Origin of the sequence: Bradyrhizobium oligotrophicum (assembly GCF_051168495.1) — a bacterium.
Lineage (GTDB): Bacteria > Pseudomonadota > Alphaproteobacteria > Rhizobiales > Xanthobacteraceae > Bradyrhizobium > Bradyrhizobium oligotrophicum_A.
In genome coordinates this window covers 1-21020 of the sequence record NZ_JBNPVB010000026.1, presented here as the reverse complement: position 1 = coordinate 21020, position 21020 = coordinate 1, and the positions used below count along the sequence as shown (strand labels likewise).

22 protein-coding genes and 1 pseudogene are annotated in these 21020 nt (G+C 65.1%); 13 read left to right on the top strand and 10 right to left on the bottom strand.

From position 1 onward, the window contains the following. The first annotated feature begins 253 nt into the window (after positions 1-253). Positions 254-601, top strand: coding sequence for a hypothetical protein (locus ACQR1B_RS32370; protein ID WP_434836876.1), 348 nt, complete (start codon positions 254-256; stop codon positions 599-601). A gap of 145 nt (positions 602-746) precedes the next feature. Here ACQR1B_RS32370 and ACQR1B_RS32365 read toward each other — a convergent pair whose 3' ends face one another. Further along, positions 747-1124 (bottom strand): hypothetical protein, encoded by a 378-nt coding sequence (locus tag ACQR1B_RS32365; protein WP_434836877.1) that lies wholly within the window; start codon positions 1122-1124, stop codon positions 747-749. A 310-nt stretch (positions 1125-1434) separates the two neighbouring features. After that, entirely contained in the window at positions 1435-2007 is a 573-nt protein-coding gene (locus tag ACQR1B_RS32360; protein ID WP_434836878.1) for a GNAT family N-acetyltransferase, read from the bottom strand. 341 nt (positions 2008-2348) lie between these two features. On the opposite strand from ACQR1B_RS32360, the gene ACQR1B_RS32355 reads away from it, so the two are divergent. Then, positions 2349-3050 carry a VIT1/CCC1 transporter family protein gene (locus tag ACQR1B_RS32355; protein ID WP_434836879.1) on the top strand — a complete coding sequence of 234 codons (702 nt, stop codon included), beginning with the start codon at positions 2349-2351 and terminating at the stop codon, positions 3048-3050. A gap of 56 nt (positions 3051-3106) precedes the next feature. Here ACQR1B_RS32355 and ACQR1B_RS32350 read toward each other — a convergent pair whose 3' ends face one another. Continuing rightward, positions 3107-3304: a hypothetical protein gene (locus ACQR1B_RS32350; protein ID WP_434836880.1), complete on the bottom strand. Its 198-nt coding sequence runs from the start codon at positions 3302-3304 to the stop codon at positions 3107-3109. A 51-nt stretch (positions 3305-3355) separates the two neighbouring features. On the opposite strand from ACQR1B_RS32350, the gene ACQR1B_RS32345 reads away from it, so the two are divergent. After that, positions 3356-4627, top strand: a complete 1272-nt coding sequence (locus ACQR1B_RS32345) for an HlyD family efflux transporter periplasmic adaptor subunit (RefSeq protein ID WP_434836881.1) — start codon at positions 3356-3358, stop codon at positions 4625-4627. A 102-nt stretch (positions 4628-4729) separates the two neighbouring features. Here ACQR1B_RS32345 and ACQR1B_RS32340 read toward each other — a convergent pair whose 3' ends face one another. The 3 genes from ACQR1B_RS32340 to ACQR1B_RS32330 all read right to left on the bottom strand — a co-directional run bounded on the left by ACQR1B_RS32340 (position 4730) and on the right by ACQR1B_RS32330 (position 7644). Continuing rightward, entirely contained in the window at positions 4730-5035 is a 306-nt protein-coding gene (locus ACQR1B_RS32340; protein WP_434836882.1) for a hypothetical protein, read from the bottom strand. 277 nt (positions 5036-5312) lie between these two features. Further along, on the bottom strand, positions 5313-5660 hold the full coding sequence (locus tag ACQR1B_RS32335) for an ethanolamine utilization protein (protein WP_434836883.1): 348 nt from the start codon (positions 5658-5660) through the stop codon (positions 5313-5315). 778 nt (positions 5661-6438) lie between these two features. Further along, positions 6439-7644 carry a M20/M25/M40 family metallo-hydrolase gene (locus tag ACQR1B_RS32330; RefSeq protein WP_434836884.1) on the bottom strand — a complete coding sequence of 402 codons (1206 nt, stop codon included), beginning with the start codon at positions 7642-7644 and terminating at the stop codon, positions 6439-6441. Between the two features lie 225 nt (positions 7645-7869). Between ACQR1B_RS32330 and ACQR1B_RS32325 the strand changes: the two genes are divergently transcribed. The 6 genes and pseudogenes from ACQR1B_RS32325 (at position 7870) to ACQR1B_RS32300 (ending at position 12205) form a co-directional block, all read left to right on the top strand. Beyond that, positions 7870-9402, top strand: a complete 1533-nt coding sequence (locus tag ACQR1B_RS32325) for an acyl-CoA carboxylase subunit beta (protein ID WP_434836885.1) — start codon at positions 7870-7872, stop codon at positions 9400-9402. A 171-nt stretch (positions 9403-9573) separates the two neighbouring features. Continuing rightward, positions 9574-10029: a hypothetical protein gene (locus ACQR1B_RS32320; RefSeq protein WP_434836886.1), complete on the top strand. Its 456-nt coding sequence runs from the start codon at positions 9574-9576 to the stop codon at positions 10027-10029. 218 nt (positions 10030-10247) lie between these two features. Then, positions 10248-11042 carry an alpha/beta hydrolase gene (locus ACQR1B_RS32315; RefSeq protein WP_434836887.1) on the top strand — a complete coding sequence of 265 codons (795 nt, stop codon included), beginning with the start codon at positions 10248-10250 and terminating at the stop codon, positions 11040-11042. A gap of 44 nt (positions 11043-11086) precedes the next feature. Further along, positions 11087-11401: pseudogene (locus tag ACQR1B_RS32310) on the top strand (hypothetical protein). Between the two features lie 124 nt (positions 11402-11525). Further along, on the top strand, positions 11526-11867 hold the full coding sequence (locus tag ACQR1B_RS32305) for a hypothetical protein (protein ID WP_434836888.1): 342 nt from the start codon (positions 11526-11528) through the stop codon (positions 11865-11867). Between the two features lie 83 nt (positions 11868-11950). Further along, positions 11951-12205 (top strand): GCG_CRPN prefix-to-repeats domain-containing protein, encoded by a 255-nt coding sequence (locus tag ACQR1B_RS32300; protein ID WP_434836889.1) that lies wholly within the window; start codon positions 11951-11953, stop codon positions 12203-12205. A gap of 55 nt (positions 12206-12260) precedes the next feature. Here the strand turns inward: ACQR1B_RS32300 and ACQR1B_RS32295 are convergent, their stop codons facing one another. Next, on the bottom strand, positions 12261-13277 hold the full coding sequence (locus ACQR1B_RS32295) for an alpha/beta fold hydrolase (protein WP_434836890.1): 1017 nt from the start codon (positions 13275-13277) through the stop codon (positions 12261-12263). Positions 13278-13391: 114 nt separating this feature from the next. Next, positions 13392-14090, bottom strand: coding sequence for an ArsR/SmtB family transcription factor (locus ACQR1B_RS32290; protein ID WP_434836891.1), 699 nt, complete (start codon positions 14088-14090; stop codon positions 13392-13394). Between the two features lie 75 nt (positions 14091-14165). Here ACQR1B_RS32290 and ACQR1B_RS32285 point away from each other — a divergent pair, with 75 nt between their 5' ends. Together ACQR1B_RS32285 and ACQR1B_RS32280 are read left to right on the top strand one after the other, a co-directional pair. Beyond that, positions 14166-14480, top strand: coding sequence for an NIPSNAP family protein (locus ACQR1B_RS32285; RefSeq protein ID WP_434836892.1), 315 nt, complete (start codon positions 14166-14168; stop codon positions 14478-14480). A 45-nt stretch (positions 14481-14525) separates the two neighbouring features. Continuing rightward, positions 14526-15341: an isocitrate lyase/PEP mutase family protein gene (locus ACQR1B_RS32280; RefSeq protein WP_434836893.1), complete on the top strand. Its 816-nt coding sequence runs from the start codon at positions 14526-14528 to the stop codon at positions 15339-15341. 104 nt (positions 15342-15445) lie between these two features. On the opposite strand, the gene ACQR1B_RS32275 is transcribed toward ACQR1B_RS32280, so the two are convergent. Both ACQR1B_RS32275 and ACQR1B_RS32270 read right to left on the bottom strand, forming a co-directional pair. Further along, positions 15446-15748 carry a hypothetical protein gene (locus ACQR1B_RS32275; RefSeq protein ID WP_434836894.1) on the bottom strand — a complete coding sequence of 101 codons (303 nt, stop codon included), beginning with the start codon at positions 15746-15748 and terminating at the stop codon, positions 15446-15448. 184 nt (positions 15749-15932) lie between these two features. After that, entirely contained in the window at positions 15933-16343 is a 411-nt protein-coding gene (locus tag ACQR1B_RS32270) for a hypothetical protein (RefSeq protein WP_434836895.1), read from the bottom strand. Positions 16344-16493: 150 nt separating this feature from the next. Between ACQR1B_RS32270 and ACQR1B_RS32265 the strand changes: the two genes are divergently transcribed. Further along, entirely contained in the window at positions 16494-17138 is a 645-nt protein-coding gene (locus ACQR1B_RS32265) for a trimeric intracellular cation channel family protein (protein ID WP_434836896.1), read from the top strand. A 309-nt stretch (positions 17139-17447) separates the two neighbouring features. Beyond that, complete coding sequence (locus ACQR1B_RS32260) at positions 17448-20939, top strand: indolepyruvate ferredoxin oxidoreductase family protein (RefSeq protein ID WP_434836897.1); 3492 nt, start codon at positions 17448-17450, stop codon at positions 20937-20939. The last annotated feature ends 81 nt before the right edge of the window (positions 20940-21020 follow it).

Genomic DNA, 21020 nt, shown 5'->3' with positions numbered 1-21020 from the left:
GACGTGTTATCGTGCTGCCGTGGACTGCTTTCATGGACGGCATGAACCGGCGGATGATGTGACGGGCAAGCCGCTGCACCGATCGCGTGGACGCCCGATGTGTCGGGGGCGTGCACGGCCATGTCACGCCGCGGATGGTTGCCGGGCCGATGGCGGCGTCGTAGGCTCGCGCGCCATGCGACGGGCATGATCGTGGACCGCGTCGGTTCAGGACATGCCGATGGCGCTGATATCGCGGAGGACTGCGCGTGTGATGGATGACGACGACCGGAGCGGACAGATCGCCCGGATCGAGGCGCGGATCGAGGAACTTGCCGAAGTGGCCGAGCGGTGTCGAAAGTTCATCCTGGCCTCGAAGGTGGTGATCTTCGGCGGCGTCGGATTGCTGCTCGGTGCAGTGCTGGGCCTGCTCGGGTCCAGTGCGATCGCGCCCCTTGGTGCGATCGCGGCGATGCTGGGGGGCATCGTTTCGCTCGGATCGAACGTCAGTACGTTGCGACAGACCGTGGCGGAGATGGCTGCGGCTGAAACTTTGCGCTCGGACCTGATCGGCAGCATTGATCTTCGCCTGGTTGGCGAGGTCGGACGCATCGGATCGTAGCTCGCAATGCGATGAAGGAGTCGCGGTGCGCGCGCTGCCGCTCGACACTTTCGTCGAGGCGATGCACCGTGCGGATGAAAGACACGCCGGGCGAGCGTTGGGAGAACTCGCCCGGCGTCGCGTCGAGGTTTCGATCAGAGCGGCCTCAGCGGCAATTCCAGGTCGTCCCTTGCGCGCAAGCCGCGTTCGGGCTTTCGCCGCCGTAGATCTGGTAGGGGTATTCGCCCTTGCGATAGTAGCCATAGGCGTGGGGATTCGGCCCGTAGTAGGAGGGAGCCTGGTAGTACGCCGGACCGCCATAGACCGGACCATCATAATAATCATAGGCGTCGCGGCTTGCGGCGATCGCAAGTCCGGTGCCGATGGCACCTGCCGCGAGCGCCGCGCCCACCGCAGCGCCACCGCCGCCGTGCCAGCGCCCATTTCGCGCGTCGGCACTGGTCGGGGTCAAGGCGCCGATCGCGAGTGCGGTCAATGAAACGATTGCGGCCGTGCGGCCGAGCAGAGCTGTTTTGGTTGACATGTCAGGCCTCCAGTGATGTGCGCCGTGATCGGCGGGATGTTTCCGGTGTCAGCTCTGCCGAGAACTGCTTACGAACGTCAGAGCCTGGGAATGGCAGCAAACGCATGATCAATTGCGGTGATGGACCTGACCTTGTTCGAAGCGCCAGCGGCGGTACAAAAGCAAACGTCAGGTCCCCCGTACTAGAACCGCTGTTCCCGCTCGGAGTTCCCGGCTCCGCCCGATCTTCGAGCCCGGGCAATGACGGCGCGGAGAGGCATGGACGCGAACGCCGGTCGCCGTGACGGCAAGGTCGGCGGGACGTGAGGGGTCAACGCTCATCCCGCATGATCTTCTCGAACCGAAAGAAGTCGCCGTCTCCGGGCATGCTCTCCGGCGGAGGCCGATGCGGAAGCGGATGACGGACGCTGTAATATTCGACGATCTTGAAGCCGCACTTGTTGACATAGAAGTGAATGTTGCGCTTCTCGAAATACGGGGTGTGCGTTTCCCAAACCCTCGTTTCGGGATATCGGGCCTCGATCGCTCTCCAGGCCAACTGCCCGAGTCCGCGGCCATGCTGCCTTGTCGAGATGTAGAACAGATCGAGCGAATTGCGGTGGGTGACGGGATCGATCGTCAGGATGGCGCCGCCGACGACGGACCCGTCGAGCAGAACATGATGGATCGCTGCGCCCGTCGCATTGACCGACTCCTCGATGTCTTCGTCGGACGGGATCGGTTCGTCCGGAGCCGCGCCGAACGCCTCGACCATGCCGGCCGAAAAGGCCTGCTGCAACTCGCGCTTGAAGTCCAATAGATCCCGCTTGTCCGCAACCGCGAGTGTCACGCGGCTCTCTCCGATGTCCTGGTTCAAAGGTTCCTCTTGTTTCAATGCTGGCATCTGTCCGCCGCCACGAAGGCCGGCAATAGAACGTGGGGAAGCTTACCGACGCCTGACATCCGGGGCGATGCTGCAATCCGCAGGGATGTCGGCCGGAGATCGTGCCGGCGGCGCAGCCGGTGGATCGAGTCATATGAGAGCGTTACAGATCGCAAGGATGCGACCGTCGTACTCGATACCGATGTCAAAGGACGGCGGGATGCGTGTCCTGCCGCATCCGGCCGAGCCTCTTCTCGCGGCAGTCGCCGCCCGCATGATCAAGGAATCGAACCGATGCTCAAATTCGATCTTCACGGTATTGTGGCCGCGACGAAGCTCCAGGGCGGGATCAGGAGAAACACATGAGCCGCCTTCGCGCCCATCCCGAGAACCATCTGGTTGCCCGGATCGGATGGCTCAGGGCGGCCGTTCTCGGCGCCAATGACGGAATCATTTCGACCGCCAGCCTGATCGTCGGCGTGGCAGCGGCGGCCGCGACGCGAAACGACGTCCTGATCGCCGGTGTCGCGGGCCTGGTCGCCGGAGCGATGTCGATGGCGGCCGGTGAATATGTTTCGGTCAGCTCGCAGTCGGATACGGAGCAGGCCGATCTGGCGCGGGAGCGCAAGGAACTGAGCGACAACCCAGCCTTCGAGCTCGACGAATTGGCCGAGATCTATGTCAAGCGGGGAGTCGACGAGCCTCTCGCGCGGCAGGTGGCGGGGCAGCTGATGGCGAAGGACGCGTTGACGGCCCATGCGCGCGACGAATTGGGAATCTCGGAGATCACCGCAGCGCGGCCGATCCAGGCTGCGCTGACTTCGGCTCTGATGTTTTCAGTCGGGGCCGCCATGCCCTTGCTGATGGTCATCGTGTCGCCCGCCAATGCACTGGTCCCGATCGTTGCCGCGGCTTCGCTCGCCTTTCTTGCAGTGCTCGGAGCGATCGGCGCCAAGGCGGGCGGGGCGAACATTCTGCGCGCCACCGTGCGCGTGACATTCTGGGGCGCGCTCGCGCTGGCGCTCACCGCGGGCATCGGAAAACTGTTCGGGACCGTGGTTTGAAACGCGGGGAACGCCGGGTGATTTTCACGAGACCGACGCGCGCGAGCCGCGACGTCTTACCAGCCGATCGAAGCGATGATGTTGCAGGAGTAGCAGCGGAAGACGCGGACGGCCGCGGCGCCCAGCACGGCGGGCAGGTCGCCGAGATGGGTCATGTCTGAGCCGCATTGGTCGCAGGCGAGATGCGGAACGGGATCGGCGAGCGGCGGCGCGATGCGCCGGAGCCGAAGCGGGGCAGTAAACTCCGTCGACATTGCAGGATCCGATCTGTGGGACGTCGAAAACGGACTGAGAACACGCTGTCGATGTTCGTGCTGGAAACGTCCTCGATCGCAGCAGACATCGCTGCCAGTCCACGCAGGATGCTTGGCGGCGATGCAGGATGTCTGGCCCAAACGGCTCAGACAGTAGTTCTACGGGAGTTCCCGTGCGGCGCGTCGCGCCTGGTCCAACGCACGGCAGGTGTCGGCGTAGCGCCGCTCGGCAGCGACGTCGGCGTCCAATCCGGCCAGGACGCGCGCCAGACCATGGCTGCGCCCTTCGTGCTGCTGCCGGCATGTGGCCGGCCGCGGGGGCGTCGTCGACGGGCATTGTTTCGAGAAGCTGAACACCCAATTCGGTCCAGGCGCCATTATCGAACGGCCCGCGAGCCGCCACATCGGCGTCACGAGCATCCGATGGGCGCAACCCTCACGTCACGAGGATGCCGTCGCGGCGGCAGTGCGCCCGATGCCGTGGTCGTGAGGAGCGAACGAACGGTGGATGAACAGCAAACGCCGGGCGGATCCCGGCCGGGCATTCTGCATGAGGAGCATCTCCCGGCGAACCCGCGCGCCGCGTCCGCACGGCGCGCGCTGTGGTCGCTCGTCGGCCTCAGCCTGATGATCGGAATGCTCGTCGCGCTGCCGTGGCTGGTCGAGTATGTGACCGTCGGCCAATATCTCGTTCACACGGATGATGCCTATGTCAGACTGAACGAAGTGCCGGTCAGGTCGGCGGTTCCCGGCCTGGTCAGGGATCTGCTCGTGACCGACAATCAGGAGATCGTTGCGGGACAGGTTCTCGCGCGGATCGAGCACCGGGACGAGCGCGCCGCGACGGTCGCGCTGAACGACGTCGTCGCTCCCGTCGCCGGCGTCGTGGCCGCCAGCGGTCTCCACGTCGGGGATGTGGTAACGGCAGATCGGCCGCTGATGGCGGTGGTCACGCCGGGCGAGCCCCGCGTCATCGCGGCCCTCTCGGTCTCCGAGATCACCTATGTCGCGATCGGACAGGCGGTCGCGATCGACGTGCCGAGCCTGCCGGCCGTGCGGCTCTACGGACATGTCGCGGATGCCGAATGGATCGATGCGGTGTCAGGCTCGCCCAACGGCGAAGATCGGATCGCGCTGAAGATCGACCTGATGGCGGTGCCAGTGCCCGCCGGATTGCGATCGGGCATGGCCGTCGGCGCGACGATCCTGACCGGGCTGACGGGGACGGAGCGGATGGTCTCGCAGATCCTGCAAGAAAAGGCGCAGAAAACTTGCCGCTGCGAGCAGGATCTCCAAGCCGCGTCGGTGCAGCAGCGCATCTGACGGTGGCCCCGCTGCACGGCGCGCCGGACCTTGAGTCGAGGCCTTGAGAGTCGAGGCTTTAAGTCCGGGTCTCAAGTCCGGGCCTTAAGTTCGCGCCATGGGTCAGCCGCGGTTGAACTCCTGCACGCCGTCGTGAACCTGGTAGACGACCTTGCCTTCACGCCAGGCGAACGCGCCGCCGGGCTCGCGGCAGACGATGCCGGCCTCCGGAATCAGCTTGTCGCACAGCATGACGATGATGTCCTCCAGCGGTGCGCTGGTGTCGTTCTCCTCGGTCATGCGGTCGATCGAGATCTCATCGCCTTCGACGCCGTCCTCGATGTGGACGATGAAGATCTCTTCATGGCCATGGATGCCATGTGCCGTCACCCGAAACACTTCCCCCTTGTACTCGAATTCCCGAACCATCGCGTCCGCCCATATGAGTTTGTTGATTGAAGCTTCAAGCGGGGACGGAAACTAGGAGCGCGTCACGCGAGGGTCAAGAAAAGTTGGTGTCGGGAATCCGACAAAATGCGGTGTGCGGGCGCACATTGCGGGCGCTGCCGCATGTTCGCTGCACGACGAGTAATCCTTGCATGCCGCGCAGCACGAACGGCCGGTCGAGCCCGTTCGTGGCGAACTACTTTGGCGGCTTCATCTTCAGCAGGGTGTCATCGCGCCGAAGACCGCGTCCGTCTCACCATCACCGCTCGTCCTGCCAATGCGGATATGTCACGTAGGCCGTCACTGCGCCTTCATCATGCGAGCGAATGGTGATCTCGGAGCCCTTGGGCATGTGGACGAGTTCGCCCGGGCTCGCCGTGACCGTGCTGCCTTCTGCCGAGACCGACAATTGTTCCTGGAGGACCACCATGACATCGTCGACCGCGATCGTCTCGACGAGGCTCTGGTTCGGCCCATAGCGGCCAAAGCCGATGCTGATCGGTGCGCCGTGACGCTGGTCGACGACATTGGCCGCGAACACCTCGCCATCCTGTCCGGGCGAACGCTCGAACGACGCATCGGTCACGGCGAATTTGCGTACGGTCATGGATCGCTCCTCCACTGAACGAGATGGGCCATGGTAGTTGGGACATAAACCCAGGATGGGGAATTTGGTTCATTTGGCCGGGAGCCGATCACGGTGCGCTTGCTGTCGCAGGCTCCGCCGCCCATCGTCGGCATGACCATCTGCACGACGGGCAATTCCTGCATGCCGCACATGCACGAACTGCCCGTCGTGCCAGTTTGTCGCAAACTAATCCCTTGCACCGTCGGGCAAATCACCTCCACATTTCAGCGCATCCCGGCTCGCTGAAGAGGGACGTTTCGCGATCGTCACGAGCGTCGAGCAGGGGAAGCGATGGGCGTGTTGCTCTGCAGCCGGGTGTCAAAGCCCGCGCCGACGAACGGAGCGATGCGACGGTGAAGTGGTGTGGTCCTGGCATCGCGGTGCTGATGCCAAGCCGGTGGTGATGATGATCCGCTGGTGACGGGGGCAAGACAGCCGATCCCCGGGGAGAGCGCCCATAACCCGCAAAACCGTCGCGCAGGGAAGGCCGGATATTGGGCTGAACCTGTGGTTCTGCCGCGTGCTTATTTGCTGCACGCGGACCGCTTGTATCAGTCGATACCCGGTCTTCCCTGCGCCTCTTCTTCGAAGGAGAGGTCAACTGACAACGAGACTCGGGTGCCATCCGCCGCGAGATCGCGAATTCATGTCTTTGCAGCTTGACCCGTTCAGACGACCGACAGGCCTGTCATCCCGTCATCGCGCGCGAACGGGCCACGGCAACGAGCAGGTCTTCAGCCTCACGGACTCGGCGCACTCACCCCATCGTCGCCAACCGCAGCGCGAGCGCGCAGGCGCGGTCATATTCGTCGAGGCTGATCCACTCGTCGATCGTGTGCGGCTCGTTCTGGCCGGTGCCGAAGGTCACGGTCGGGACGCCGTGGCGGACCATCCAGTTCGCATCCAGCCCGCCATTGCCGGCGCGCAAGGTCGGCGTCGCGCCGATGTCGGAGACGGCGGCGGTGGCGCGCTTGACGACGGGCAGGGTCTCTTTCATCCGGAACGGGTGATAGTCGGTTTCGGCCGTGAACTTGACGCGCCCCGATTTGCCGTCGCTGTTGGTGACGCGCTTGGCGGCAGTCTCGAACGCCGCCTTGTAGGCCTTGGTGATCTCACGGACGAACTTGGCATCGTGGCTGCGGCTCTCGCCGCGGACATGGACGTAGTCGGTGACGACGTTGGTGGCGTCGCCCGCAGGGCGGCCCTCGCCGCCGGTGACCGGGCCGACATTGCTGGTGCCCTGTCTGGCGTCCTTGCCCTTGCCCTTCACCACCTTGCCGAACCAGCCGCCGGCCTTCACCTCGGCCAGGGCGAGCGCCAGGATCATGGTCGCGCTGATGCCGCGTTCGGGCGCGACGCCGGCATGCGAGGCGCGGCCGAAGATCTCGACCTGCCAGCGATCGGCGCCGACCGCGCCGATGGTGACGCCCGAGGCGGAGCTGCCGTCGAAGTTGAAGGCCATCTCGGGGTTGCCGAGGTCGTCGGTCCTGACGTGGCGCGCGCCCCACAGCCCGGTCTCCTCGCGCACGCAGAACAGCAGCGTGATCGGCGGATGATCGAGCTTCAGTCGGGTCAGCTCGGCCGCCAAGGTCACGAGGATGCCGCAGCCGCAGCGGTTGTCGCCGCCGAGCGCGGTCTTGGCCTGGTTGACGATCTTGCGGCCGGAGATCTTCGGCTGCGCGCCGGCGCACAGCGGCACCGTGTCCATGTGGGTCATGAACATGAGCCGCGGCTGGTTGTGCTTGGTGCCGCGGCCGGGCAGGTCGACGATGAGGTTGCCGGTCTCGGTCGGCAGCGGAATGCGCGTGTTGGCGTCGTCGAGCCGCATCGCCTTGGCCGGCACGCCTGCCTGCTTCAGCGCCGCCGTGAGCTCGCGCCCGATCGCCTTCTCCCGTCCGCTGACGCCCTCCACGGCAAGAAGACGCATCAGGCGGTCGGTGGCGGCGCTGGTGTCGATGGACATCACGAATCCCTTGGGAATGAAGCTGATGGTGCGCACCATCGGTCGGGGCGGGTCGTTTCGCAAGAGGGATAGGGACGCCGGAAACATGACCAAATCCATGATTCTCCAGCCAATTCCGAGGTGTGGGAGGACTGCCGATCGGGGCCGAAAGCGGCTTTTCCGTTGCGAAACAGCCGTGTTAGAAGGCCGCCAACGGTCACGAGAGACGGAACGGGCGGGAAGCGCATGAAGGACATCCTGGACACCCTCGAAGAACGGCGTGCGGGCGCCAAGCTCGGCGGCGGCGAGAAGCGCATCGAGGCGCAGCATGCGCGCGGCAAGCTGACCGCCCGCGAGCGCATCGAGCTGCTGCTCGACAAGGGCTCGTTCGAGGAGTTCGACATGTTCGTCGAGCACCGCTCGACCGAGTTCGGGATGGAAAAGAACAAAATCCCCGGCGACGGCGTCGTCACCGGCTGGGGCACCGTCAACGGCCGCAAGACCTTCGTCTTCGCCAAGGATTTCACCGTGTTCGGCGGCTCGCTGTCCGAAACCCACGCGCTCAAGATCACCAAGCTGCAGGACATGGCGATGAAGGCGCGCGCGCCGATCATCGGTCTCTATGACGCCGGCGGCGCCCGCATCCAGGAAGGCGTCGCGGCGCTGGCAGGTTATTCCTACGTCTTCCGCCGCAACGTGCTGGCGTCGGGCGTGATCCCGCAGATCTCGGTCATCATGGGCCCCTGCGCCGGCGGCGACGTCTATTCGCCGGCCATGACCGACTTCATCTTCATGGTGAAGAACACCAGCTACATGTTCGTGACCGGCCCGGATGTCGTGAAGACCGTCACCAATGAGGTCGTCACGGCGGAAGAGCTCGGCGGCGCCTCGGTGCATGCGACGCGCTCCTCGATCGCCGACGGCGCGTTCGACAACGACGTCGAGACCTTGCTGCAGATGCGCCGGCTGATCGACTTCCTGCCGTCGAACAACACCGACGGCGTGCCGGAATGGCCGAGCTTCGACGACATCGAGCGCGTCGACATGTCGCTCGACACGTTGATCCCCGACAATCCGAACAAGCCCTACGACATGAAGGAGCTGATCCTGAAGGTCGTCGACGAGGGCGACTTCTTCGAGATCGCGGAAGGCTTCGCCAAGAACATCGTCACCGGCTTCGGCCGCATCGCCGGCCGCACCGTCGGCTTCGTCGCCAATCAGCCGATGGTGCTGGCCGGCGTGCTCGACTCGGATGCCTCGCGCAAGGCGGCGCGCTTCGTCCGGTTCTGCGATGCCTTCAACATCCCGATCGTCACCTTCGTCGACGTGCCGGGCTTCCTGCCGGGCACCGCGCAGGAATATGGCGGGCTGATCAAGCACGGCGCCAAGCTCTTGTTCGCGTATTCGCAGTGCACCGTGCCGCTCGTCACCGTCATCACGCGCAAGGCCTATGGTGGCGCCTTCGACGTCATGGCTTCCAAGGAGATCGGCGCCGACATGAACTACGCCTGGCCGACGGCGCAGATCGCGGTCATGGGCGCCAAGGGCGCGGTCGAGATCATCTTCCGCGCCGACATGGCGGACCCGGAGAAGATCGCCGCGCGCACCAAGGAATATGAGGACCGCTTCCTGTCGCCGTTCATCGCCGCCGAGCGCGGCTATATCGACGACGTCATCATGCCGCACTCCACCCGCCGCCGCATCGTGCGGGCGCTGGCGATGCTGCGCGACAAGAAGATGGAGATGCCGGCCAAGAAGCACGACAACCTGCCACTGTGAGAGGACGAGCGCCGGCATCGGGGCCGGCCGCCGCGGCAATCTGGCACTTCCGCCGGCGCTGGCGTTAAGCTTACGGCTTAACTAATCTTTAAGGATGGGTTTGCGGGAACTGGGCCGCTGGCCTAGCTTTAATAGGTAGGCGGGTGGGCGAGCAGAGGTGGGTTGCGTATCATGACTGATCGAACATCGGCATTTCGGACGTCCGGAATTTTGGTCGCCTGCGCAGGGGCTGCCGCGCTGATGCTCTCCGCCGGGCCCGCATCGGCTGGGTCCGGTGCCGCAGTGGCCGCCGCTCCCGCAGGCCCGAGTGCGGTCGTTGCGCCCGCGCCCGGCGCGCGGCCCTTCATTCGCCATCACCGTCTTGGCTATCGTTCCTACCTCCCGGCCGCCGGCGCTTTTGCCTATGGCGGCCCCGGCGAGCCCGTGCCGCAGCAGATCCCGGAGCGGACCTCGGCCGACGTGCGTTACACCTATACCTACGACGTGCCCTGGGACTGGGCGCACCGCTATCCGCCGAACGTGGTTCCGTCCGACCGGCCTTATGTGTCGAGCTGTCCGGTGCAGAGCGTCACGGTGCCCGGTCGCCGCGGCGGCGAGCATACCGTTACCATCACGCGCTGCTATTGAGGGTACCCGTCGTCATACTGAGATTGCGATTTGAGGGTGCAATGGTTTGCGCCATGTCAACGCCAAAACGAATGCAATCCAATAGCTGAAGCAGATACCGAACGGCTTCGCGCGCGCGAGGTCGCAAGGTGACGAGGCCCGGACTCCTAGGCACTCCGGGCCTCGTTGTATTTCAATATGCTCTCGACAGCCGAGCGAGTCGGCGTTGGGAGGTTTCAATGACCAAGACTTCAACGATCAAGACTTCAACGACCAAGATCTCGACGACCAAGATCTCGACGACCAAGACTTCGACGACCAAGACTTCGCGCGGCCTTCGTTTCCCGGTCCGCCGTCTCTGCCTCGCAACGCTGCTACTGGTCGCCGCGACCGCCGCGGTGGCTGCCGACGAGACCATTTCGGTCGGCGGCTCTCGGGTGGCGCTGATCCGGCCGGCCGCGGTGCGCGCCAGCGTCATCCTGCTGCCGGGCGGCGATGGGGCGATCAACGTCGGTGATCACGGCGACATCCACGGCCTGCTGGGCAACCAGCTGGTGCGCACGCGCAACGCCTATGCGGCGCGCGGTTTGGCGGTGATGGTGGCGGACACCAACACCGACCTGAAGGCTGCGGTCGACACCATGGCCGCGATCAAACGGCCCGTGACGGTGATCGGCACCAGCCGAGGCACGTTGCGCGCGGCGGAAGGGATCGCTCGCGGCGCGCGGCCGGATGCGCTGGTGCTGACCTCGGGCTTTCTGAGCCCGGAGTCCGGCAGTTCGTCCAACGTGATGTCGATTCTCGGCTCGCCCTCGGCGCTGCCGCGGACCCTGGTCATTCATCACACCAATGACGGCTGCAAGTTCACGCTGCCGGCGGGCGTCGATCCCTTCATCAAGTGGTCGGGCGGCCGCGCGCGCGTCAAGTGGCTGTCCGGCGGCGAAGAGCAGGGCGATCCGTGCCAGGCGCGCGGTCATCACGGCTTCAACGGGCTCGACGGGCAGGTGGTATCGCTGGCTGCGGGATTTCGTTGAGGGAGAGTTGCAGGTAAGCTTCCGGACACTGTCCGGAGGATCTCATGCCGTCAGCCCTCTTCGTCGTGCGCGCCATCGTCGCCGATCCCTCGCGGCGCGAGGCGTTCGATCGGTGGTATCGCGACGTTCATTTGCCCGATGCGATCGCAAGCTTCGGCGTCCGCAAGGCGTGGCGCGTGTGGAGCCTCGCCGATCCTGCTGTGCATCAGCGATGTATCAGTTCGACGACGTCGCCGCGATGGAGCGCGCTGTCGGCGGCGATGAGATGAAGCGGGCTGATCGCCGATTTCAATCGCGACTGGCCCGAGGTCACCCGGACGCGCGAGAGCTTCGTTCTGGCGCAGACGGTCGAGGGCTGAACCGCGCCTCGGACTAATGGTGACGAAAGCGTGGCGACGCCATCGCGCCTGCAGTTCAGCTCACGTTCAGGTGATACGCCCAATACTTCTCCATGCTCTGACTCATCGATCACGGAGAGGCGCAATGGAACGACGGAACTTTCTCAAGCTGGCGTTGGGACTCGGCTGCGTAGCCGCTGCGGGCGCGGTGGTCCGCACCGCGGCCGCCGTTGCCGCGCCGCTCGCGCCATCACCGTTGAACGACGCCATGCCTTCAGCAACGGATCCGAACATCGAGCGCGCGATCGGCTCTCAGGACGAGGCCGATCGGCTCGCTCCGGAGCAGGTGCGCTGGGGGCATCACGGACATCACCATGGCCATCATCATGGCCACGGCCATCATTGGGGCCGGCATCGCCGCCATTGGGGTTGGCGTCATCATCACCGGCACTGGCGCCGTCGTTGGCACCGCCGTCACTATTGGTGATCCACGGCGGCATGTGCGTGAAATCACCGCCACACGATCGTTGAAATGTCGCGCTGCGATGCATTGAGAGGACGGATATTGCGATGAAGATGCTTGCTGCTTCTGCTATTGCACTCGGTCTCGGCCTGTTCAGCCTTCCAACTGCACAGGCTGCGCCGCTCGCACCTGTCATGCCGGCGGTCGTGCAGGGCGCTTCGTCTGCGGAGATCATTCTGGTGGCGCAAGGTTGCGGTCCCGGCTTCCACCGCGGTCCCCGCGGCGCCTGTCGGCCGCTCTACAATTGTCCTCCGGGCTGGCACACCGGCCCCTACGGCAAGCGCTGCTTCCGCAACCGGTAAACCTCGACGCATGCCGGCAGGGACGGAGGCTTCGCTCTGCCCCTGCCGGTCTCGATTACTTGCCCAGGAAGTCCAGCAGCAGCGCGTCGTATCTGTCGGGTGCCTCGAGGAAGACGAGGTGGCCCGCATTGGCGATCACCTCGGTGCGCCCATCGCGCATTCGACCGGCGAGAGTCCTCGCAAGCTCCGCGTTCTGGCCCATCTTCGCTTTCAGGGCGTCCGGCGCATTCGGCCGTCCCGGCGCATTGTGATCGTCGGCGCCCATGATGAACAGCGTCGGCTGCGTCAGCAGCGGGATCTCGTGCACGACGGGTTCGCGATAGATCATCTGGTAGGAACTGACGAAGGCGCGCAGCCAGCGCGGATAGTCGGCGCTGTCTTTGAGGTTGAAGCGGGCATCGATGAACGGCGTCACCTGCTCGGGCGGCAGCTTCAGTGCGTAGTTGGTCTCCAACTGCTTGCGATAGCCGTCCGCGGTGAGCCGGTCCTCGCTCTCGATGATCTTGTCGGAGGGGATCGGCGGGACGTAGAAGCGGTAGTCCTCCAGTCCGATGGGGGCGGTCAGCACGAGATGTGCGACGCGGTCGGGAGCGGCGCGGGCGATGCGGACGGCGAGCATGCCGCCCATCGAATGCGCCACGACATCGGCTTTGGCGATGCCGAGGTGATCGAGCAGCGCCATCGTGTTGCGCGCCAGCGTGTCGAAATGCAATTCGCCGGACGGCTTGGATGATTTGCCGAAGCCGATCTGGTCGGGCACGACGACGCGGAAGCCGGCGCCGGTGAGCGTCTTGATGACCGGCGCCCAGTAGCTCGAGGGGAAGTTGCGGCCGTGCAGCAGCAGCACGGTGCGGCCGTTCGGCTGCGCCGGCGCCACGTCCATGTAGGCCATGCGCAGCTGCTCGCCGTCATTGACCAGCGGCAGCAGGCCGACGGGATAGGGATAGGACAAGCCCTCGAGATTGATGCCATAGGGCTCGCGCGGCGCATCCGCCGCCGTGGCGGCGGCCGGCGTGAGGGCGAGCAGGACAGTGCAGAGTGCGACGGGAATCGCGACGGGAAAACGGAACATTCAAACTCCGGGACGGACGCACGACCGGGGTGGTCGTCAACCGTCTCGCCGTCGCATGCGTTCACTTGGGTCGCAACACAACAACACGGTGTTGCGATAAACCACGCGTGATCGTCACTCGCCGGCGGGCCCGAACAGAGCTGCGAAATGCTTCTCGCCGGCGCGGCTGAAATTCACCACGCGGCTGCCGGGCGCCGGGTCGCGCGCCGCCCATTTCAGTTCGGTGAAGCGCTTCATCAGGGCCGCGCCCAGCGTGCCCGCCAGGTGATGCCGCCGTGCGCTCCAGTCGAGGCAGGCCTTGCACACCGGGCGGCGCGGATGAGCCAGCATCTCCGGCGAAATCCGCAAATGCCGCGCCAGGAAGTGTTCACCACTCTCGGTGAGGATGATCTCCTGCTTGCGCCGGCGCACCAGCTTCTGCCGGACCATGCCGTCGAGCATCTGTACGCCGAGGTCGCCGGCGAGATGGTCGTAGCAGATCCGCGCGCGGCGCAGCTCCGGCTCCTTCGGGCCGGTGCGCACGCGCATGTGGCCGGCTCGTTCGGCCAGGCCGGCGAGCTTCTCCAGGACGTCGGCGACGTCGGGATCGGCGAGCCGGTAGTAGCGATGGCGGCCCTGTTTCTCCGGCTCGACCAGGCCGCCGCCTTCGAGCTTGGAAAGATGCGAGCTCGCGGTCTGCGGCGTTACGCCCGCCTCCTGGGCGAGTTCGGTCGCGGTCAGCGCGCGGCCGGACAGCAGGGCGGTCAGCATGTTGGCGCGGGCGGGATCGCCGACCAGCGCGGCCACCATCGCAATGTCTGGGCCTGATTTCATACTTCGATGCTAACCGAAGCATTCCCGTCGGGCAAGCGGCTAGAACCAACGATATCAAATAAACGAGAGGTTGTCATGGCCATCACCGTCTTCATCCGCTATCGCATCGACGCCTTCAAGCGCGAGTTGTTCGAGATTTACTCGCAAAGGTGGCAATCGATCATTCCCCGTTGTGGCGGCGACCTGATCGGTTATTTCATGCCGCATGAGGGCACCAACGACGTCGCCCATGGCCTGATTTCCTTCGACAGTCTTGCGGCTTACGAGCGCTACCGCGCGGCCTTGCGCGCGGATGCGGAGGGACGTGCGAACTTCGCGTTGGCGGAGGAGCACAGATTCATTCTGGGCGAAGAGCGAACATTCTTGCGCAAGCTCGTGGCGGCGCAATGATCATCCCCTTATGCTGGTGCAACGAAAGACGCATGGGAGGATGACATGACGGTGACGATTGCGGACAAGCGCGCGGCATTTCGCAGGCTGCACGAGACGGGCTGCTTCGTGCTGCCCAACCCGTTCGACGTCGGCACGGCGAAGATGCTGCAACAACTCGGCTTCAAGGCGATCGCCTCGACCAGCGCCGGCTTCGCCTGGTCGGTCGGCAAGGCGGACACCAGGGTCGAACTGGATGAGGTGCTGGGTCATCTGACGGCGCTGTGCGCTGCCGTCGATATTCCGGTCAATGCCGATTTCGAGGGCGGCTTCGCCGATGCGCCGGAAGGTGTCGCGGCGAATGTCACGCGCGCGGTCGCAACCGGCGTGGCGGGGCTATCGATCGAGGATTCGACCGGCGACAAAGCGGACCCGCTGTATGAGCAGGGGCTTGCCGTCGCGCGAATCCGCGCGGCACGGCAGGCGATCGATGCGACCGGCGGTGATGTGCTGCTCACCGGCCGCTGCGAGGCGTTTCTCTGGGGCAAGCCCGACCTCGCTCTCGTGACCGAGCGTCTTGCGGCCTATGCCGAGGCTGGCGCGGATTGCCTCTACGCGCCGGGGATCAAGACGACCGAGGAGATCGCGGCAGTGGTGAAAGCGGTGGCTCCCAAGCCGGTCAACCTGCTGATCGGTGCCTCCGGTCTCTCGCTGGCGCAAGCAGCCGAACTCGGCGTCCGCCGCATCAGCGTCGGTGGATCGCTGGCGCGGATGGCTTGGGCGGGCTTCATGCGGGCCGCCAAGGAGATGGCCGAGCAGGGCACCTTCGCCGAGTTGGCCGGCGGCTATCCCGGCGGTGAGCTCAACAAGGTTTTTGGATGAGATTGCCGAGCGCGGCCCGGTCGGTTGAACCCTCGGTCGCGTGTAGCAGCGAAAAAAAGCCGCGGACGATGCCGCGGCTTTTCAGGAGAATGCGCTTTAACCGCTCAGTAGCGGCCCGTTCCGATACCCACGCTCACGCCGGGCGCACGGATGCCGACGCCGCCGCGGTCTTCGTAGCCGCGCCGCTCGATGTAGCGGTCGCGCGGGCCGCGACCTTCGCCCTCGATGATGACACGGCGTTCGCGGCGCTCGCGCCAGCATCGGCCGTCCTCGTTGCACATCATGCGAACGTTCTGAACGTCCCGTTGCGGGACCATCGAGACGTTCGGCGAGACGGGAGCAGCCGAAGCGGCGGTCACTCCCAATGTGCTTGCTGCCGCTACGAGAGCGATGGAGAGAGCCTTCATCAGATGCCTCCTTTTCGTGGCAACACTGGTGAGCCAATCGGCTCGCGACGTTATGGTTCCACGGAAAGGTTCCCAGTCTGCTCTTTCGACTCGAAATGAGGATCAATCCCTATAATTGAAAAAAACATGGCGGGTGATCGCTCACCCGCCACCTGACGGCGATACTCGGTTGCCGGCCGTGAAATTACTTGGCGTTGTTGGTTGGGCCGTTCGGGGCGGCCGGCGGCGTCGTCCGATCACCCGCGGCACCGGTGGTCACGCCGGGCGAACTGTTGGACGTGCTACCGTTGGGGTTGGACGCGGATTGCGACGTCGGCGTCGTGGTCGCCTGATCGTTGCGCACCGACATGTTGTTCAGCCCGTAGAACACGGCGCCCAGCAGCAGCGCAATGCCCAGGGCATAGGCCGCGATGCGGCCGGTCGAGGATGGCGCGGTCGTCGGCTCGAGATCCGGCTGCAGGCGGCTGTCCAATGGCGGCGTGCGCTCGTACTCCGTTCCGGTCATTCCGGCGCCGGTGCTGTCGGGATGTGTGGACATGTCAGGACGGTTCATGCCGTCGGGATAACGTTCGTTGGGAAGCCGTTCGTTGGCCATCTCATCCTCCTCGTCGTGATTGTCGTCTGACAACAAGGGGAGCCGCGGGCCGTTCCGCAAAACCTTTGCAAATCCCGATCGGCACGGCTGAACGCCGCGCTAAGGTTCCTCACGCACGATGATTCGCATTGTCCTTCTGGAGCCCTCCTGATGTGGAACTTGCCGCCGACGGACAGCGTGTTGCATCTGTTGTCGTGGCTCGCATTGGCAGCCCAGGCGATGACCGCTGCGCTTGCGGCAGGACGTCGCAGCATGGATTGGATGGGCGTCTGCCTGCTCGGCGCCATCACCGCGCTCGGCGGCGGCACCCTGCGCGACGTGCTGCTCGGACACTATCCGCTCGCCTGGGTCGAGCGGCCATCCTACCTGCTGCTGACCTTGCTCGCGCCGTTCGTCACCATCGCGATGGCGCGTCTGGTGCACCGGCTGACGACGGCGTTCCTCGTGCTCGATGCCATCGGCCTCGTCGTGTTCACGATAGCAGGCTGCGAGATCGCCTGGCAGATGAACGTGCCGTTCGGCATCGTCATCGTCGCCGGGATGGTCACGGGCTGCGCTGGCGGTGTGCTGCGCGACATCCTCTGCAACGACGTGCCGCTGTTGTTTCGCGCTGAGCTCTACGCCAGCGTGTCGCTGCTGACCGGACTGATCTATGCGACGGGGCTGATGCTCGGCCTCGGCAGCGGCGTGCTGACGGCGCTGACCTTCGCCTTCGGCCTGTCGTTCCGGCTGCTCGCGATCCGCTACAAATGGAACATGCCGCGGTTCGTCTTCACCGAAGAGGGCAAGGGTTGACCCACGTCGCAGTGCACAATGGATCGTTCGCCGGGCGGACGTCGTGCAGCAACGATTCGGTAACTGTTCGAGAGCCACGCCAAGCCATGCTGGCTATCATCCCATTTCGCAGCGGCGGCCGTTTCCGACACAAACCGCAAAGCCGCAGGCATTGGCCGCCACGAAATTGCGATTTCGCGGGGCTGCCCTGCGGCCGCGAGATTTGTGATGCGCATTCTTGAAAAGCAGACTTAAATCATTGGCAGATCGCGCGCTTCCCGCATCGAGCGGGTCGGCGCGCACCCCGAAAAAGCACGGCAAGAGGGCGGAATGGGCATCAACGAGAGCGAGATCAATCTCGACCAGAAATACACCGCTGATACCGGCCACATCTTCCTGACCGGCATCCAGGCCCTGGTGCGGCTGCCGATGGCCCAGATCCGGCGCGACCGCGCCGCCGGCCTCAACACCGCCGGCTTCATCTCCGGCTATCGCGGCTCGCCGCTCGGCGGCTACGATCAGCAGTTGTTCTCCGCCCGCAAGCATCTCGAGCAGTACAACATCAAGTTTCAGCCCGGCGTGAACGAGGATCTCGCGGCGACCGCGATCTGGGGCTCGCAGCAGCTCGCACTGTCGCCCGGCGGCAAGTATGACGGCGTGGTCGGCATCTGGTATGGCAAGGGCCCCGGCGTCGACCGTTGCGGCGATGTCTTCCGCCACGGCAATGCCGCCGGCTCGGCCAAGAACGGCGGCGTGCTGTGCCTCGCTGGCGACGACCACGGTGCCAAATCCTCCACCGTGCCGCACCAGTCCGACCATGCCTTCATGTCGGCGCTGATGCCGTATCTCTATCCCTCGTCGATCCACGAGATGATCGAGATGGGCCTGCTCGGGATTGCGATGTCGCGCTATTCCGGCTGCTGGGTCGGCATGAAGGTGATCACCGAGACGGTGGAGACCACCGCCGAGATCAACCTCAACGACGAGATGACGCCGTTCGTCATCCCCACTGATTTCGAGATGCCGCCGGGCGGTCTCAATCTGCGCTGGCCCGACGACCGCTTCGACCAGGACCGCCGGCTGCAGGACTACAAGGGCTTTGCCGCGATCGCCTTTGCCCGCGCCAACAAGGTCAACCGCATCACGATGGACTCGCCGAACGCCCGCTACGGCATCATGGCGTCGGGCAAGAGCTACGAGGACATCCGCCAGGCGCTGCGCGAACTCGGGGTCACCGAGGAGGTCGCCGCCAAGATCGGGCTGCGGCTCTACAAGATCGGCATGCCCTGGCCGCTGGAGCCGGAAGGCGTGCGGCAGTTCGCGGTCGGCCTCGAGGAGATCTTCATCATCGAGGAGCGGCGCGAGATCGTCGAGAACCAGGTCAAGCAGGAACTGTTCAACTGGCGGGACGACGTCCGCCCGCGCATCGTCGGCAAGATGGACGAGCACGACAAGCGCTTCCTGCCGTTCGCGACCGAACTCTCCGTCGCCTCGCTCGCGTCGTCGCTGACCGAGCGGCTGCTGCGGCTCGACCTCAATCCCGAGATCAAGGCGATGCTGCGCGCCAAGGCCGACTGGTTCAACGGCCGCGACGCCTCGCAGATGCAGCTGATCTCGCCGGTGGCGCGCACGCCGTATTTCTGCTCGGGCTGTCCGCACAACACCTCGACCAAGGTGCCCGAGGGCAGCCGCGCGCTGGCCGGCATCGGCTGCCACTTCATGACGCTGTGGATGAACCGCAATACCGAGACGTTCACGCATATGGGCGGCGAGGGCGTGCCGTGGGTCGGCATCGCGCCGTTCACCGACGAGAAGCACATCTTCGCCAATCTCGGCGACGGCACCTATTTCCACTCCGGCAGCCTCGCGATCCGTCAGGCGATCGCCTCCAAGGCCAACATCACCTACAAGATCCTCTACAACGACGCCGTCGCGATGACCGGCGGCCAGCGCCATGACGGCGATCTGTCGCCGCAGCAGATCACCTTCCAGCTCCACGCCGAGGGCATCCGCGAGATCTACCTGGTCTCGGAAAATCCCGACGCCTATCCGGCCGACAGCATCGCGCCCGGCGTCAAGCTGGCGCATCGCGACGAGCTCGAGAACGTCATGAAGACGCTGCGCGAGACCAAGGGCGCGTCGGCAATCGTGTTCGTGCAGACCTGCGCCGCCGAGAAGCGCCGCCGCCGCAAGCGCGGCACGATGGAGGATCCGCAGCGTCGTGTCTTCATCAACCCGGCCGTCTGCGAGGGCTGCGGCGATTGCTCGGTGCAGTCGAACTGCATCTCGGTCGAGCCGCTGGAGACCGAACTCGGGCGCAAGCGCGTCATCAACCAGTCCTCCTGCAACAAGGACTATTCCTGCGTGAAGGGCTTCTGCCCGTCCTTCGTCACGATCGACGGCGGCAAGCCGCGCTCGCGCGCGCCGGCCGAGCTCGGCGACATCGGCGAGATGCCTGAGCCCTTGACCAAGCCGTCGCTGGACCGGCCCTACAATGTCGCCGTCGGCGGCGTCGGCGGCACCGGCGTGCTGACGATCGGCGCGCTGCTCGGCATGGCCGCGCATATCGAGGGCAAGGCCTCGATGATCCTGGACATGTCCGGCCTCGCCCAGAAGGGCGGCGCGGTGCTCAGCCACGTCCGTCTCTCCGAGAACACCGCCGACGTGACCTGCTCGCGCATCGTCACCGGCACCGCCGATCTCGTCATCGCCGCCGACGAGGTGGTGGCGGGCGCGAAGGAGACGATCACGCTGTGCGACAGCGCGCGCACCCATGGTGTCATCAACAGCCATCTGATCCCGACCGCCGATTTCGTGCTCAACCGCGACTTCAACTTCCAGAATCGCAAGGTGACGGGTCTCCTGGAAACCGCGCTGCACAAGGAGTCGAGCTTCCTCGATTTCACCAAGCCGGCCGAGGCGCTGCTCGGCGATTCCATCGCCACCAACATGATGATGATGGGGTATGCCTATCAGAAGGGCTTGTTGCCGCTCTCGGCGGAAGCGATCGAGAAGGCGATCGCGATCAACGGCGTTGCGGTCAAGATGAATACCGAGGCGTTCCGGCTCGGCCGCCTCGCGGTGGTCAACCCAGAGCGGCTCGCCGACATGATGACCGGCAAGGACGAGGCGGTGGCGCCGAAATCGCTGGAGGCGATGACGCTCGACGAGATCATCGCCCACCGCACGGCCTTTCTCACCGGCTACCAGAACGCGCGGCTCGCCAAGCGCTACCGCAAGCTGGTCGATCAGGTCCGCGACGCCGCGAATCAGGGCGGCTACGGCGAGGCGCTGTCGCGTGCGGTCGCCATCAACTACGCCAAGCTGCTGGCCTACAAGGACGAATACGAAGTGGCGCGTCTGTTCGCTGACGGCAGCTTCGAGAAGCAGCTGCATGACGCGTTCGAGGGTGATTACAAGATCAGCTTCAACCTGGCACCGCCGATTCTGAAGTCCGGCGTCGATGCCCAGGGCCGGCCGAAGAAGCGCAGCTTCGGGCCGGGCATGATGAAGATGTTCCGGCTGCTGGCAAAGCTGAAGGGCCTGCGCGGCACGCCGCTCGACATCTTTGGCTACGCCGCCGAGCGCAAGATGGAGCGCGACCTGATCGCCGGCTACGAGAAGGATGTCGCAACCGTGCTGGGCCTCTTGTCACCGGCCAATGTCGAGATCGCCGTCGAGCTCTTGTCGCTGCCCGACCGCATCCGCGGCTACGGCCCGGTCAAGGAGAAGGCGGTCAACGATGCGAAGGCCCGCTACGCCCAGCTCGCCGCCGACCTTGCCAATCCCCCGCCCGCGCCGCGCCAGATGGCGGCGGAGTAGGGCGGCGTAGATTCCATGGGGGAGCGGTGAGCGAGCCCTTCCGATAGGTTTGGGTTTCCACACTCGAACCCTCGGAGAGTC

Coding starts and splice junctions, on each gene's coding strand:
- ACQR1B_RS32295 (WP_434836890.1), bottom strand. CDS start 13,277: ATGTTCCGTTTTCCCGTCGCGATTCCCGTCGCACTCTGCACTGTCCTG.
- ACQR1B_RS32335 (WP_434836883.1), bottom strand. CDS start 5,660: ATGACCGTACGCAAATTCGCCGTGACCGATGCGTCGTTCGAGCGTTCG.
- ACQR1B_RS32315 (WP_434836887.1), top strand. CDS start 10,248: ATGACCAAGACTTCAACGATCAAGACTTCAACGACCAAGATCTCGACG.
- ACQR1B_RS32340 (WP_434836882.1), bottom strand. CDS start 5,035: ATGGTTCGGGAATTCGAGTACAAGGGGGAAGTGTTTCGGGTGACGGCA.
- ACQR1B_RS32260 (WP_434836897.1), top strand. CDS start 17,448: ATGGGCATCAACGAGAGCGAGATCAATCTCGACCAGAAATACACCGCT.
- ACQR1B_RS32265 (WP_434836896.1), top strand. CDS start 16,494: ATGTGGAACTTGCCGCCGACGGACAGCGTGTTGCATCTGTTGTCGTGG.
- ACQR1B_RS32345 (WP_434836881.1), top strand. CDS start 3,356: ATGTTCGTGCTGGAAACGTCCTCGATCGCAGCAGACATCGCTGCCAGT.
- ACQR1B_RS32365 (WP_434836877.1), bottom strand. CDS start 1,124: ATGTCAACCAAAACAGCTCTGCTCGGCCGCACGGCCGCAATCGTTTCA.
- ACQR1B_RS32300 (WP_434836889.1), top strand. CDS start 11,951: ATGAAGATGCTTGCTGCTTCTGCTATTGCACTCGGTCTCGGCCTGTTC.
- ACQR1B_RS32275 (WP_434836894.1), bottom strand. CDS start 15,748: ATGAAGGCTCTCTCCATCGCTCTCGTAGCGGCAGCAAGCACATTGGGA.
- ACQR1B_RS32325 (WP_434836885.1), top strand. CDS start 7,870: ATGAAGGACATCCTGGACACCCTCGAAGAACGGCGTGCGGGCGCCAAG.
- ACQR1B_RS32350 (WP_434836880.1), bottom strand. CDS start 3,304: ATGTCGACGGAGTTTACTGCCCCGCTTCGGCTCCGGCGCATCGCGCCG.
- ACQR1B_RS32305 (WP_434836888.1), top strand. CDS start 11,526: ATGGAACGACGGAACTTTCTCAAGCTGGCGTTGGGACTCGGCTGCGTA.
- ACQR1B_RS32370 (WP_434836876.1), top strand. CDS start 254: ATGGATGACGACGACCGGAGCGGACAGATCGCCCGGATCGAGGCGCGG.
- ACQR1B_RS32330 (WP_434836884.1), bottom strand. CDS start 7,644: ATGTCCATCGACACCAGCGCCGCCACCGACCGCCTGATGCGTCTTCTT.
- ACQR1B_RS32280 (WP_434836893.1), top strand. CDS start 14,526: ATGACGGTGACGATTGCGGACAAGCGCGCGGCATTTCGCAGGCTGCAC.
- ACQR1B_RS32360 (WP_434836878.1), bottom strand. CDS start 2,007: ATGCCAGCATTGAAACAAGAGGAACCTTTGAACCAGGACATCGGAGAG.
- ACQR1B_RS32285 (WP_434836892.1), top strand. CDS start 14,166: ATGGCCATCACCGTCTTCATCCGCTATCGCATCGACGCCTTCAAGCGC.
- ACQR1B_RS32270 (WP_434836895.1), bottom strand. CDS start 16,343: ATGGCCAACGAACGGCTTCCCAACGAACGTTATCCCGACGGCATGAAC.
- ACQR1B_RS32355 (WP_434836879.1), top strand. CDS start 2,349: ATGAGCCGCCTTCGCGCCCATCCCGAGAACCATCTGGTTGCCCGGATC.
- ACQR1B_RS32320 (WP_434836886.1), top strand. CDS start 9,574: ATGACTGATCGAACATCGGCATTTCGGACGTCCGGAATTTTGGTCGCC.
- ACQR1B_RS32290 (WP_434836891.1), bottom strand. CDS start 14,090: ATGAAATCAGGCCCAGACATTGCGATGGTGGCCGCGCTGGTCGGCGAT.